Raw genomic sequence first — 13,430 nt, forward strand, 5'->3', positions numbered from 1 at the left:
CCCCCCATGGACCAGGGTCGCCGGGTGATCGTCACCGACTCGACCGCCAGCCTGCCCGCGCAGCTGGCGGCCGAGCGCGGTATCGAGGTGGTGCCCCTACAGGTCGTCATCGGCGCCACGGTCTACGAGGAGGGCGTGGAGGGCGGCGCGACTCCGGAGCTGGTGGCGGAGTCACTGCGCAAGTGGGCCCCGGTCAGCACGTCGCGTCCCTCGCCGGCGGTGTTCGCCGAGGCCTACCGGCGGCTCGCCGCGCAGGGGGCGCAGGAGATCCTCTCGGTGCACCTGTCGGCGGACATGAGCGGCACGTTCGAGTCCGCCCAGCTGGCGGCCCGCGAGCTGGGGGCGGGGGAGTCGCCGGTGCGCGTCGTACCGGTGGACACCCGGCAGGTCGGGCCGGGCACCGGCTTCGCGGCGCTGGCCGCCGCCGACGTGCTGGACGCCGGGGGCAGCCTCGACGAGGCCGGCGAGGCGGCGCTGCGCCGTTCCGCCGCGACCACCTCGCTGTTCTACGTCGACACCTTGGAGTACCTGCGCCGCGGGGGCCGGATCGGCGCGGCCGCCGCGCTGTTCGGCAGCGCGCTGGCGCTCAAGCCGCTGCTGCGCATCGACGAGGGCCGGATCGCCTCCTACGAGCGGATCCGCACCTCGGGTCGTGCCCTGAGCCGGCTGGAGGACCTCGCGGTGGAGGCGGCCGGCGACGACCAGGTCGACGTCGGGGTCTACCACCTGGCCAGCACGGACCGCGCCGGGCAGCTGCGCGAGCGGCTCACCGAGCGGCTTCAGGCGAACCTGGCCGAGCGTGAGGTCGACTGCGGCGAGCTGGGGGCGGTGCTGGGCGCGCACGTCGGGCCCGGAATGGTCGCGGTCTGCGTGGCGCCCCGGCTCTGAGCCGGCACTGGCTATCCACAGGCGCGCGAACGCGCCTTCCGCGGCCGCCCGCGGCTTCCTAGGGTCGCTGCATGCGATCGCGCCGCCCCACCCCCCAGCAGGCTGAGGCGGTCGCGCGGCGGCTCGCGCAGCTGAGCGCGGAGCTGGCGGTGGTGCGCGCCGAGTCCGGCCCACCCGCCCGGATGACCGTCCCGACGCCTGACCGGCCGGCCCCGGGCCAGGAGCTGCCGCCGGGGGTGCCCGACACCCACACCCGGATCCGGGAGCACCCGCCCCGGCCGGGCGGGGCGCCTGAACCCACCGCCGAGGCGGCGACGCGGGGAGCGACCCTGGAGACGCCGCCGGCAGCGCCGCTGGTGCCGATCCCGGGCCGGCACGCCGCCCGGCGCCCCGGCTCGGCGGTCGGCTCCGCGCTGGACGAGCTGGTGCCGGCGACGCTGCGCGGCCGGGCGGGCCTGGGCCCCGGCGCGCTGGCCGTGCTGGCGGTCGCGGTCGCCCTGGGGCTGGCGGTCACCTGCTGGTGGATCCTGCGCAACGACCCCGAGCAGGTGCCCGCCCCGACGGTGAGCTCCGCGGGGCCCGGCCTGTTCACACCCTCGGCGTCGCCCGGCGCCTCGCCCGGCGCGGTGCCCGGGACGGCACCGGGCTCCCCGGGGGCCTCCGGCGCGGCCGCGGCACCGGCACAGATCGTGGTCGACGTGGCGGGCCGGGTGCGACGCCCCGGGATCGCGGTGCTCGCGCCGGGCTCGCGCGTCGTCGACGCGCTGGCGGCCGCGGGCGGCGTCCGACGCGGGGTCGACCTGTCCGGGCTCAACCTGGCCCGGCTCCTCGTCGACGGCGAGCAGATCCTGGTCGGTGCGCCGGGGGCCGCGGCGCCGGGGCCCCCGCTGTCGCCTTCGGGGGCACCCAGCGGCGGGGCCGGTGGCGCGCTGGTCAACATCAACACCGCCGATCAGCCGACCCTCGAGACGCTGCCGGGGGTGGGGCCGGTGACGGCCCAGGCGATCATCGCCTGGCGCACCGAGCACGGCGGGTTCTCCGCGATCGAGGAGCTGCTGGAGGTCGACGGCATCGGCGACGCCACCCTGGCCGACCTGACGCCCCACGTCACGGTCTGAGCGGTGTCCGGACCGATCCGCGAGGAGGCCGCTGCGGCGCCTGCGGACCTGCGGATGCCCGCGGTGGCGGCCGCGGCCTGGGCCGGCGGGCTGGGTGGGCTGCTGCCGTGGCCGGCCGTGGCGCTGCTCGTCGTGGGCGGCGGATCCGGACTGCTGCTGCTGCGCCGGCGCGGTGTCGCAGCAGCACGGGTGCGTACGGCGACGGGGCTGCTGCTGGTGCTGGCCGCGGTCGCGACGAGCGCGCAGCTGCGCGAGCAGCAGGTCGCCCACGGCCCCGTCTCGGGCCTGGCCGCGAGCGGCGCCGCGGTCACCGTCGCGTTGAGCGTCACCTCCGATCCGCGCCGCCGCGAGGGGCGCTTCGAGGACTACGTGCTGCTGCGGGCCCGGGTCACCGCGGTCACCGGTCGCGGGCGCACGCACCGGGTGGGGGCGCCGGTGCTGGTGCTGGGCGAGGAGTCCTGGGCCGACGTCGAGCTCGGGGCGCGACTGCGGGCCGAGGGCCGGCTGGCCCCGGCCGACGGGCGCGACCTCGCGGCCGTGCTGCGCCCCCGCGGCGCCCCCGAGGTGACCCACGGCCCGGGAGTCTGGTGGCGCGGCGCCGACCGGGTGCGCACGGCCCTGCGCGCCTCGGTCGCCGAGAGACCGCCGAGCCAGCGGGCGCTGGTGCCGGCGCTGGTGGTGGGCGACGACGAGGGGATGCCCGAGGAGCTCGCCGACGACTTCCGCACCACCGGGCTGACCCACCTGCTGGCGGTCTCGGGGACCAACCTGACGCTGCTGGTCGGCTTCCTGCTGGTGCTGGCCCGCTGGGCGGGGGTGCGCGGGCGCTGGCTGATGGTCGTCGGCGGGCTCGGCATCGTCGGCTTCGTGCTGCTCGCGCGCACCGAGCCGAGTGTCGTGCGGGCCGCCGCGATGGGCACGGTCGCGCTGGTCGGGCTGGGTGGCAACGGCCTGCAGCGCGGCACCCGCGCCCTGGGGGTGGCGGTGGTCGCCCTGCTGCTGGTGGACCCGTGGCTGGCGACCACGGCGGGCTTCGCGCTGTCGGTGCTGGCCACCGCGGGGATCCTGCTGCTCGCTCCGGCCTGGCGCGACGCGCTCGCACGCTGGCTGCCGCGCTGGGTGGCCGAGGCGGTGGCCGTGCCGGCGGCCGCCCAGCTGGCCTGCACGCCGGTGGTGGCCGCGCTCTCGGGCGAGGTCAGCCTGGTCGCGGTGGTGGCCAACCTGCTGGCGGCCCCGGCCGTCGGTCCGGCCACGGTCCTGGGACTGGCCGGAGGGTTGCTGGGGGTCGGCTCGGGCACCGTGGGGGCGGTCTTCGGGCTGCTCGCGTCGTGGTGCGTGGCGTGGATCGTGACCGTGGCCCGCTGGGGGGCCACGATGCCGGGCGCGGCGATGGAGTGGGGCAGCGGCGCGGTGGCGCTGGCGGCGCTCACGGCGCTGTGCGTGGTGATCGCCCTGGGTGCGCCCCGGGCGCTGCGGCACCCGGCCAGCGGCGCCGGCTGCTGCCTGGTGCTCTGCGCGGCGGTGCTCGTCCCTGCGCCCACCCCGGGTTGGCCCCCGCCGGGCTGGGTGCTGGCCGCCTGCGACGTCGGGCAGGGCGACGCGCTCGTGCTGCGCGCCGGACCGGGCTCGGGTGTCCTGGTGGACGCCGGACCCGATCCGGGTGCCGTCGACGCCTGCCTGCGCCGCCTCGAGGTCGAGCGGCTCCCGCTGGTCGTGCTCACCCACTTCCACGCCGACCACGTGGACGGACTCGCCGGCGCGCTCGAGGGCCGTGAGGTGGGCGTGGTGGAGGTGACCGCGCGCGCCGACCCGCCCGAGGGTGCGCGCCAGGTGGCCGCCGAGGTCGGACAGGCCGCGGCCACCGCCCGGACCGCGACGTACGGCGCGACGACGGTGGTCGGCGACGTCACCGTGCAGGTGCTCTGGCCGCCCGCCGGCCTGGACCCGGCCGGGGCCGGCGACGGGTCCAGCGCCAACGACGCCAGCGTCGTGCTGCTCGCCGAGGTCGGCGGGGTGCGGATCCTGCTCACCGGCGACCTCGAGCCGCCCGGCCAGGCGCAGCTCGCCCGGGTGCTGGAGGGGCTCGAGGTCGACGTGCTCAAGGTCCCCCACCACGGCAGCAGGCACCAGGACCTCGACCTGCTGCTCGGGCTGCGCCCCCGGGTGGCGCTGGTCAGCGTCGGCGCGGACAACGACTACGGTCACCCCTCCGCGCAGACGATGGCGCCGCTGGCCGGCGAGGGCACCCGCGTGCTGCGCACCGACGTGGACGGGGAAATCCTGGTGCTCGCCGACGGCGACCAGGTGCGCACCAGCACCCGCGAGTGAGGCGCACGACCCCTCCGCGGTCGGAGGATCGGGTCGCGGACGGCGCTGTCGGCGGCCTGTGGCAGGCTGGCGCCACCATGGCAGGTCCACGCGCAGCAGACGTCCTCGGTCGGGTCACCCTCGTCACCGGCAAGGAGGAGTTCCTCAACGAGCGCACGGTCGCCCAGGTGCGCGCCGCGGTGCGGGCCTACGACCCGGAGGCCGAGCTGGCCGAGTCGGCCGCCGGCGACCTGACGCTGGCCACGCTGGGCGAGATGTCGGCGCCCTCGCTGTTCTCCAGCACCCGCTGCGTGGTCGTGCGCAACCTGGAGAACCTGCCCGAGGAGTCGGTCGCGGGACTGCTGTCCTACGCCGCCTCGCCGGTGGAGGACGTGGCGCTGGTGCTGGTGCACGGCGGGGGCCAGAAGGGCTCCGGCGTGCTCGCCAAGCTGCGCAAGCTCAAGAGCGTCACGGAGTCCAAGTCCGTGGAGCTCAAGACCTCGGAGTTCCCCCGCTTCGTCACCAGCGAGATGCGCGGGCACGGCTCGAGCATCGACGAGGAGGGCGCGGGCTTCCTGGTCCAGGCGGTCGGGCAGGACCTGCGCTCGCTCTCCGCGGCCGCGCACCAGCTCGCCAACGACTTCCCCGGCGAGCCGATCAACATGGAGAAGGTCAAGCGCTACTTCGGCGGACGCGCGGAGGCCAAGTCCTTCGCCGTCGCCGACGCCGCCTTCGCCGGGCGCCGGGGCGCCGCGCTGGAGGAGCTGCGCTGGGCGATGGACGGCGGCACCGCCTCGGTGCTGGTGACCTCCGCCTTCGCCACCGGTGCCCGCGGGTTGGCCCGCTTCATCTCCGCCCCGCGCGGCATGCGCGAGGCCGACCTGGCCCGCGAGGTGGGCGTGCCGCCGTGGAAGCTGCGCACGCTGCGCGAGCAGTCACGCGGCTGGGCCCCGGACGGCGTCGCCCAGGCGATCCGCGCGGTGGCCCGCGCCGACGCCGAGGTGAAGGGCGCCGCGGGGGACCCGGCGTACACCCTCGAGCGGCTGGTGCTCACCATCGCCGACCTGCGCGAGGCGCGCTGAGCGCTCCGGCGCGCGGGTGTCCAGCCGCGTGGCGGTGGCGAACGTCGTGAGCGCCACCGGGTAGGTCACCTCAGGCAGCCAGGCCGGGTCCAGGTACCCCTCGAGGGCCGAGCGGACTGCCGGCCACACCAGGTTGCCGCCCGCCAGGCACGACTGGAACAGCCCGCCCGAGGCGCGGGTGTTGACCTCGAGCAGGAACGGCCGACCGTGCGCGTCCAGGCGGAACTGCGCGTTCGACAGATACGACAGCGCGTGCTCCTCGACCAGCAGTCGGGTGTAGCGCTCCAGCTCCGGGTGCGCGTCGAGCAGCACGCGGCGCGTGGTGGGGCTCTTGAAGCGGGGGATCGTGCGCCCCACCTTGCCGTCGTACGAGAGCGTGTCGACGGAGTACTCCCCGCCGGGCAGCACCGGCATCACCATCAGCGGGGGGAACGTGTCGCACTGCTGGACGAGACCACGCATCTGCGCCAGCGGCATCCGGCGCCGCGGCGCGGCGTACAGGTCCGCCAGCGACGGCGCCTCGGTGGAGATGATCCAGAACCCGGCCGCCCCCACCCCGGTGACCGGCTTGACGCAGATCTCCGCGTGCCCGTTGCCGACCAGGGTGGCGTAGGCGGTCTCGAACTGCGCCGCCGTGGTGGCGACGTGGTGCTCGGGCACGGGTACGCCGAGCCGCGCGGCCGCCGCGTAGGCGGCGGCCTTGTCCGCGAAGAGGCCGATCGCCTCCGGCGGGGAGGTCAGCACCCGCACCCCGAGTGCCTCGAAGTCACCGCGCCGGGCGGCGACCGCCTCCGCCTGCCAGGTGGGCCAGAGCACGTCGATCGCGTGCCGCGCGCAGAAGGCCAGGGCGGCCTCGACGTAGTCGTCCCCGAGGCCCTCGGGCTCCGGATGGGCCTCTGCGGCCGCCGCCAGCACCGGCGAGTCGGGATCGCGATGCGTGGCCACAACGTGCACGGGGCGGCGGTCGGGGTTCTCCTCGAGCATCCGGATCTGGTGGTGGTAGGTGGCGTAGGTGCGGTTGATCCAGATGCGCAGCGGGGGCACGGGTGACACGGCTTTCACGGGGGTGGGTGCGGGACGGGTGGGTGTGGGACGGGTGAGGAGTAGGAAGCGAAACGCACGAAAGGCGCCGACCCCTCACGGGGTGGCGCCTCAGCGTGTGGACCTACGTCAGAGCGACGCGGCCTTCTTGGAGATCGCCGACTTGCGGTTGGCGGCCTGGTTCTTGTGGATGACGCCCTTGGAGGCGGCCTTGTCGAGCTTGCGCGTCGCGGCGCGGGCTGCCTCGAGGGCGGCGTCCTTGTCGCCCGCCTCGGAGAGCTCGCGGAACTTGCGGATCGCGGACTTCAGGCCGGTCTTCACCGACTTGTTGCGCTCGTGCGCCGCCTCGTTCTGCTTGTTGCGCTTGATCTGGGACTTGATGTTCGCCACTACGCTGCGCCTCTATTGGTCGAAGGGATTCGGTCGTGCAAGTTCGATTGCGCTCGGCGCGACTGCCTGCGGGCAGGCTCCAGACACGCGACGTGAAACTCTAGCAGCGGCCGCGCGGGCCCCCAAATCACAGCCAGCCCCGGCGTTCGCCCAGCCAGCCCCACGCCACCTCCGCGCACCAGCTCTGGTGCGTGCGCAGCCACGGCGAGGACGGCGGTGCGGGGGCGTCGCGCTGGCGCAGGAAGTAGCCGGCGAGCAGCGCGAGCACCACGTCGACGTGCTCGCGGGGGAGGTCGCGGGTCAGCCGGCGCTCGCGCAGCACCGCCTCCACGTCGATCCCGTCCCCGCGCGCGCCCAGCAGCAGGAAGACGGTGTCCAGCCACGGCGCGCCCAGGACCGGCCAGTTCCAGTCGCAGACCCAGACCTCGCCGGCCGCCCCCAGCAGGAGGTTGTCGTCGCGGATGTCGGTGTGCACCAGGGTGTCGCCGGCGCAGACCTCCGCGTAGCGCCCGGCCAGCGCCGCGGCCTCCTCGAGGTGCGGCAGCTCGGGCAGCGCGCGCCGGACGTGGTCCCAGGCGGCGAGGAAGTCGGCGAACGCGGCGGCGAAGGTGTCCCGCCGGGGACCCGGCGGTGCGGGAGTCAGCGTGGTGGCCAGCGCCTCGAGGGTGTCCAGGCAGCGGTCCAGGTCGGTCAGGCGCCAGGGCCGCTGCGGTGAGGCGGCCTCGACGTGCTCGATGCCCAGCACCACCCAGGCGTCGTCTTCGTGGGTCCACAGCAGCCGGGGCGCGGGGACGTCCGCGGGGAGGGCGCCGAGCTGGCGCGCCTCGTCGCGGTACGACGCGGCGACCGCGCGCTGGGCCTTGCACGAGGCTGCCTTGACGAAAATCCGGGACCCGTCGCGCCCGGTGAGGACCGAGGCGAAGCCGGGTGTGAACCCGCCGCCCTGGCTCGCCGCGTGCGTGACGGGGGAGCCGAGCCGGTCCTCGACCAGCGCGCGCACGTGCGGTGGCAGGAAGGGCCACTCGAGCCGGCGCGCGGTGCGGCCGTGGGGGATGGCGGCGATGGACATGGGCGCATCCTCGCAGAGCCGGCCGGGGCCGCCCGGGTCCGCCGGCGGCCCGGGCATTCGGGCCAGCCGCCGCTGCGTGGGAAGATGTGAGTCCCGACCCACCCGATCCGACGAGAGCAGTTCGTGGCCACTTCTTCGACCGCGCCCAAGCCGGGCAAGACCGATCCCGCGATCATCCGCAACTTCTGCATCATCGCGCACATCGACCACGGCAAGTCGACGCTCGCCGACCGGATGCTGCAGTACACCGGCGTCGTGGACGAGCGGGCCTCGCGGGCTCAGTACCTCGACCGGATGGACATCGAGCGCGAGCGCGGCATCACCATCAAGAGCCAGGCCGTGCGGATGCCGTGGACGGTGCCCGTCGACAACGAGCAGGGCGCCGAGCCGGGGGACTACGTCCTCAACATGATCGACACCCCGGGCCACGTGGACTTCACCTACGAGGTCTCCCGCTCGCTCGAGGCGTGCGAGACGGCGGTCCTGCTGGTCGACGCGGCGCAGGGGATCGAGGCGCAGACGCTGGCCAACCTGTACCTGGCGATGAACGCGGACCTGCACATCATCCCGGTGCTCAACAAGATCGACCTGCCCAGCGCCAACCCGGAGAAGTACGCCGCGGAGCTGGCCGGCCTGATCGGCTGCGACCCCTCCGACGTGCTGCAGACCTCGGCCAAGACCGGGCTGGGCGTGCGCGAGCTGCTCAACGAGATCGTGAAGCAGACCCCGGCCCCCGTCGGCGACGCCGACGCCGCGCCGCGGGCGCTGATCTTCGACTCCGTCTACGACACCTACCGCGGCGTGGTCACCTACGTCCGGGTGGTCGACGGCAAGCTGACCCACCGCGACCGGATCAAGATGATGTCGACCGGCGCCGTGCACGAGATGCTCGAGGTGGGCGTGATCAGCCCGGAGCCGGTCAAGACCGGGGAGATCGGGGTCGGCGAGGTCGGCTACCTGATCACCGGGGTCAAGGACGTGCGCCAGTCCCGCGTCGGCGACACCGTGACCAGCCAGCACCACGGCGCCACCGAGGCGCTGGGCGGCTACAAGCACCCGAACCCGATGGTCTACTCCGGGCTCTACCCGATCGACGGCGACGACTACCCGACGCTGCGCGACGCGCTCGAGCGGCTCCAGCTCAACGACGCCGCGCTGACCTTCGAGCCGGAGACCTCCGGGGCCCTGGGCTTCGGCTTCCGCTGCGGCTTCCTCGGCCTGCTGCACATGGAGATCACCCGCGACCGCCTCGAGCGCGAGTTCGACCTCGACCTGATCTCGACCGCCCCCAACGTGGTCTACCAGGTGGTGATGGAGGACGGCTCCGAGCACACCGTCACCAACCCCAGCGAGTACCCCGAGGGCAAGATCGCCGAGGTCCGCGAGCCGGTCGTGCGGGCCACGATCCTCAGCCCCAGCGACTACATCGGCACGATCATGGAGCTGTGCCAGACCAAGCGGGGCAACCTGCAGGGGATGGACTACCTCTCCGAGGATCGCGTGGAGATGCGCTACACGCTGCCGATGGGCGAGATCGTCTTCGACTTCTTCGACCAGCTCAAGTCCCGGACCAAGGGCTACGCCTCGCTCGACTACGAACGCTCCGGCGAGCAGGCAGCCGACCTGGTGAAGGTCGACATCCTGCTCCAGGGCGAGCCGGTCGACGCGTTCTCCGCGATCGTGCACCGCGACGCGGCGTACGCCTACGGCGTGATGCTGGCCGGCAAGCTCAAGGACCTGATCCCGCGCCAGCAGTTCGAGGTGCCGATCCAGGCCGCCATCGGCGCTCGGGTGATCGCCCGCGAGACCATCCGCGCGATCCGCAAGGACGTGCTCGCCAAGTGCTACGGCGGCGACATCAGCCGCAAGCGCAAGCTGCTGGAGAAGCAGAAGGAGGGCAAGAAGCGGATGAAGATGGTCGGCCGGGTCGAGGTGCCCCAGGAGGCCTTCATCGCCGCGCTGTCCAACGCCCCGGCCGCGGACAAGAACAAGAAGTAGCCGCGCCCGGCTGCCCGGCTCCGCGCCGGGCGGTCGGATGCGAGGATCCGGGGGTGCCCTCACCCGCCGCGCCGCTCGAGCTGATCGAGGAGTGGGGCCTGCGCGCCGAGGGGGCGCTCGAGCCGGATCCCCGCCCGGGCGGGCACCGAGGACGCCTGCTGCGGGTGCGCACCCGCGGCGGGGCGCCGGCGGTGCTGAAGATCGCGGAGCCGGTTCCCGAGACCGAGCACGAGTCGCTGGCGCTGCAGCACTGGCACGGACGCGGAGCCGTCCGCCTGCTGCGTGCCGACCCGCGCCGCCGCGCGCTGCTGCTGGAGCGGGTGCACGAGGAGGACCTCGCCGAGCACTGGGACGTGGAGGCGTGCGAGATCGTGGCGGGGCTCTACCGGTCCCTGCACATGCCGGCCGTGCCGCAGCTGAGGTCGCTGGCCGAGCTGGCCGGCGGCTGGGCGGGCGAGCTCGCGGCGCTGCCCCGAACGGCGCCGCTGCCGCGGCGCCTCGTCGAGCAGGCCGCCTCGCTCGCGGCGTCGTTCGCCCGCGACCCCGGCACCGCCGGCACCACCGTGCACGGCGACCTGCACTACGCGAAGGTGCTCGCGGCCGACCGGGAGCCGTGGCTGGCGATCGCGCCGCGGCCGCTGAGCGGTGATCCGCACTTCGAGCCCGCCCCGATGCTCTGGCACCGGTGGGAGGAGATGCTCGCCAGCGGCGACGTCCGCGACGCCGTGCGCCGCCGGTTCCACACGCTCATCGACGCCGCCGGTCTCGACGAGGGCCGGGCCCGCGACTGGGTGGTGGTGCGGGCGGTGCGGCGCGCGGTGCGCGACCCCGGGGCCGACCTCACTCGCTGGGTGACGCTGGCGAAGGCGGTGCAGGACTGAGGGCCTCGGCCTCGGCGAGGAGCTCGCGCAGCGCCGTGGCGTGCCGACGGTAGGCGGCGAGGCCGGCCCGGGTGGCGCGGTACGTCGTGGTGGCACCGCGCCCGCGCCCGCTCTTGCTGATCCGCACGTAGCCGGCCTTCTCCAGCGCCGCCATCTGCTTGGACAGGTCGGAGTCGCTGACGCCCAGCTGCTCGCGCAGGAATGTGAAGCTCACCGTGGACGCGCTGGCCAGCATCGCCATCGCCGCGAGTCGCTTCGGGGCGTGGATGATCGGATCGAGGTCGCCGATCATCCCAGTCGCTCGCGGGTCCGGCGGGCGGCCTCGGCGTAGAGCCGCTCGTAGAGGGCGAGCCCGGCGGTGACCAGGACCCAGGTGGCGGCCACGGCCGCCCAACCGCCCGCCAGCGCCCAGGCCAGGGCGACCAGCGCGACGACCACCACCACGCCGACCGCGTAGCGCGCGAAGGCCCCACGGAACTCCGCCGGCGGCTGGCGCAGCGAGGGCATCGCGCCGTGGCGGCGCGAGTACCAGCGCAGGAACGCCAGCTCGACGACCAGGAGCGCGCCCAGCCCGACCACGAACCGCGCGCTGACCAGGGGGGACGACACGTACAGGGCGACGAGGGCGGCCGCCCAGGTGCCGACGGCCGGCGGATACCAGGCGGGGGTGGGCGGGTAGACGACGTAGGGGGCGGCAGCGGCGCGCTCGATGGCGAGCAGCTGGGCGGCGAGGTCCTCATCACTTTCCATGCCGGAAAACTATCGGATCGCTTTCCGGTCTGGCAAGTGATGGTCTGCGCCCGGGGTGGCACTCCGCGCCGGTCCGGGAGAGCATGTCCGGGTGCAGAGCTCCGGACAGGTCATCTCGGTCAACCTCGGGCAGCCCGAAGGAGGGCAGTGGACCGGACGCGTCGGGCGCACCTCGATCCGCAAGCGCCCCGCCGCGGGGCCGGTGCGGATCGGCTGGCGGGGCCTGGCCGGCGACACGATCAGCGACACCAAGTATCACGGCTTCGCCGAGAACGCCGTCTACGCCTTCGCCCGCGAGGACCTCGACAGGTGGGGCCGCGAGCTGGGCCGCGTGCTGCCGGACGGGATGTTCGGGGAGAACCTGACCACCACCGGCATCGACGTCAACGAGGCGCTGATCGGGGAGCGCTGGCGGGTCGGCACGGCGCTGCTGGAGGTGGCCAAGGTGCGCACCCCGTGCAAGGTGTTCGCCGGCTGGCTCGACGTCTCCGGCCTCGACGCGACCGGCTGGGTGCGCCGGTTCACCCGCGAGGGGCGGCCCGGGCCCTACCTGCGCGTCCTCGAGGAGGGCGTGGTGGAGGCCGGCGACGCGATCACCGTGGAGCACCGGCCCGACCACGCGATCACCGTCGCGCTGATGTTCCGGGCGCTGACCACCGAGCGCGAGCTGCTGCCGGAGCTGCTGGCCGTCGACGACCTGGCGCCGTCGGTGCTCGCGAAGGTGTCGAAGGCGGCTCGGACCCCATGATCGTGCGTCGTTGGCGAGGGGCCGTGCGGTCCGCGGACGCCGAGGCCTACCTGGCCCACCAGAGCAGCACCGGTGTGCGCGACTACCGCACCACCCCGGGCAACCGCGGCGTCCTGGTGCTGCGCCGCGCGCTGGGCGACCTCGTCGAGGTGGTCGCGATCTCGTTCTGGGAGTCGATGGACGACGTCCGGCGCTTCGCCGGGGACACGCCCCACGTGGCCGTCTTCTACCCCGGTGACGACGACCTGCTGGTCGAGAAGGACGAGCACGTGGACCACTACGAGGTGGCCGAGGCCGACCTCGACCCCTCCCTGCTCACGGCCGGGACGGACTGAGGACCTCTCCCCCTGCCGCTCAGCGCGTCAGCGCGCGCCCCACGCCGTGCGCGGCCACCTGCAGGGCGGTCACCAGCCGGGACTGGTCGCGGGTCAGCGAGGAGACCACGAGCCCGAGCGCGGCCACCACCTGTCGGCCCTGCCAGACCGGGACCGCGGCCGAGCAGGCGCCCAGGCTCATCTCCTCGTTCGTGGTCGCGTAGCCCTCCGCGATGATGCGATCGAGCTGGCGGCGCAGTACGCCGGGCTGGGTGACGGTGTACGGCGTGACGCGCGCCAGCTGCGCGAGCGAGCGGGCCTGGACCTCCGCGGGCCCATGGGCCAGCAGCACCTTGCCGACGCCGGTGCTGTGCAGCGGCAGCCGGGAGCCGACCGCGCTCACCACCGGCACGGAGGTGTTGCCGCGCAGCCGGTCCAGGTAGAGCACCTCGAGCCCGTCGCGCACGGCGAGGTGCACGGTCGCGAGCGTGGCGGCGTACAGGTCGTGCAGGAACGGGGAGGCGCTCTCGCGCAGGTCGGCCTGCAGCGGGGCGAGCAGGCCGAGGTCCCACAGCCGGCGCCCCACCACGTACTCGCCGCTCGGCAGCCGGGCCAGCGCCCCCCAGGCGACCAGCTCGCCGATCAGCCGGTGCGCGGTCGGCACCGGCACCTCGGCGCGTGCGGCGAGCTCGGTCAGCGTCTGCCGCCGGTGTCCGTCGTCGAAGGCGCCCAGCAGCGCCAGCGCGCGACTGGTGACGCTGGTGCCGGGGCGCGAGAGGTTGCCGGGCATGGACCCATCCTCGCCCGAGGAGGCCGCGACGCCGCCCAGGCGCGGCGTCGCGGC

Annotated in this window: 13 protein-coding genes and 1 pseudogene; 8 read left to right on the forward strand and 6 right to left on the reverse strand. The window is 74.7% G+C overall.

The features are described 5' to 3' along the window. The first annotated feature begins 6 nt into the window (after positions 1-6). From AC6EH9_RS09585 to holA, 4 genes are all read left to right on the forward strand, one after another. Entirely contained in the window at positions 7-888 is an 882-nt protein-coding gene (locus tag AC6EH9_RS09585; RefSeq protein ID WP_498422569.1) for a DegV family protein, read from the forward strand. Positions 889-959: 71 nt separating this feature from the next. Beyond that, positions 960-2,006, forward strand: coding sequence for a ComEA family DNA-binding protein (locus AC6EH9_RS09590; protein WP_498422571.1), 1,047 nt, complete (start codon positions 960-962; stop codon positions 2,004-2,006). 3 nt (positions 2,007-2,009) lie between these two features. Beyond that, positions 2,010-4,334: a DNA internalization-related competence protein ComEC/Rec2 gene (locus AC6EH9_RS09595; RefSeq protein WP_498422572.1), complete on the forward strand. Its 2,325-nt coding sequence runs from the start codon at positions 2,010-2,012 to the stop codon at positions 4,332-4,334. Between the two features lie 77 nt (positions 4,335-4,411). Then, on the forward strand, positions 4,412-5,395 hold the full coding sequence (holA, locus tag AC6EH9_RS09600) for a DNA polymerase III subunit delta (protein WP_498422573.1): 984 nt from the start codon (positions 4,412-4,414) through the stop codon (positions 5,393-5,395). A 90-nt stretch (positions 5,396-5,485) separates the two neighbouring features. Here the strand turns inward: holA and AC6EH9_RS09605 are convergent. The 3 genes and pseudogenes from AC6EH9_RS09605 to AC6EH9_RS09615 all read right to left on the reverse strand — a co-directional run. Then, a pseudogene (locus AC6EH9_RS09605) lies at positions 5,486-6,379 on the reverse strand (ATP-grasp domain-containing protein); the annotation flags it as partial. Between the two features lie 186 nt (positions 6,380-6,565). Then, positions 6,566-6,826 (reverse strand): 30S ribosomal protein S20, encoded by a 261-nt coding sequence (gene rpsT, locus AC6EH9_RS09610; RefSeq protein ID WP_498422575.1) that lies wholly within the window; start codon positions 6,824-6,826, stop codon positions 6,566-6,568. A 127-nt stretch (positions 6,827-6,953) separates the two neighbouring features. Then, positions 6,954-7,895 (reverse strand): phosphotransferase family protein, encoded by a 942-nt coding sequence (locus AC6EH9_RS09615; RefSeq protein ID WP_498422576.1) that lies wholly within the window; start codon positions 7,893-7,895, stop codon positions 6,954-6,956. A gap of 123 nt (positions 7,896-8,018) precedes the next feature. Here AC6EH9_RS09615 and lepA point away from each other — a divergent pair, with 123 nt between their 5' ends. Next, positions 8,019-9,893 (forward strand): translation elongation factor 4, encoded by a 1,875-nt coding sequence (lepA, locus tag AC6EH9_RS09620; protein WP_498422579.1) that lies wholly within the window; start codon positions 8,019-8,021, stop codon positions 9,891-9,893. 53 nt (positions 9,894-9,946) lie between these two features. Beyond that, positions 9,947-10,774: an aminoglycoside phosphotransferase family protein gene (locus tag AC6EH9_RS09625; protein WP_498422580.1), complete on the forward strand. Its 828-nt coding sequence runs from the start codon at positions 9,947-9,949 to the stop codon at positions 10,772-10,774. On the opposite strand, the gene AC6EH9_RS09630 is transcribed toward AC6EH9_RS09625, so the two are convergent. Both AC6EH9_RS09630 and AC6EH9_RS09635 read right to left on the reverse strand, forming a co-directional pair. Beyond that, positions 10,734-11,066 (reverse strand): transcriptional regulator, encoded by a 333-nt coding sequence (locus tag AC6EH9_RS09630; protein WP_498422582.1) that lies wholly within the window; start codon positions 11,064-11,066, stop codon positions 10,734-10,736. The two genes, AC6EH9_RS09625 and AC6EH9_RS09630, sit on opposite strands and share 41 nt — an antisense overlap. Next, positions 11,063-11,524 carry a hypothetical protein gene (locus tag AC6EH9_RS09635; RefSeq protein WP_498422584.1) on the reverse strand — a complete coding sequence of 154 codons (462 nt, stop codon included), beginning with the start codon at positions 11,522-11,524 and terminating at the stop codon, positions 11,063-11,065. Before AC6EH9_RS09635 ends, AC6EH9_RS09630 begins: the two co-directional genes overlap by 4 nt. 91 nt (positions 11,525-11,615) lie before the next feature. Here AC6EH9_RS09635 and AC6EH9_RS09640 point away from each other — a divergent pair, with 91 nt between their 5' ends. Together AC6EH9_RS09640 and AC6EH9_RS09645 are read left to right on the forward strand one after the other, a co-directional pair. Then, entirely contained in the window at positions 11,616-12,272 is a 657-nt protein-coding gene (locus AC6EH9_RS09640; RefSeq protein ID WP_498422586.1) for an MOSC domain-containing protein, read from the forward strand. Then, a complete protein-coding gene (locus tag AC6EH9_RS09645; RefSeq protein ID WP_498422588.1) occupies positions 12,269-12,607 on the forward strand; it encodes a hypothetical protein in 339 nt (112 codons plus the stop codon). The genes AC6EH9_RS09640 and AC6EH9_RS09645 overlap by 4 nt, the downstream gene beginning before the upstream one ends. A gap of 19 nt (positions 12,608-12,626) precedes the next feature. Here AC6EH9_RS09645 and AC6EH9_RS09650 read toward each other — a convergent pair whose 3' ends face one another. Beyond that, a complete protein-coding gene (locus tag AC6EH9_RS09650; protein ID WP_498422591.1) occupies positions 12,627-13,376 on the reverse strand; it encodes an IclR family transcriptional regulator in 750 nt (249 codons plus the stop codon). Positions 13,377-13,430: the final 54 nt, after the last annotated feature.

Source organism: Nocardioides sp. Z21_20, assembly GCF_059766585.1.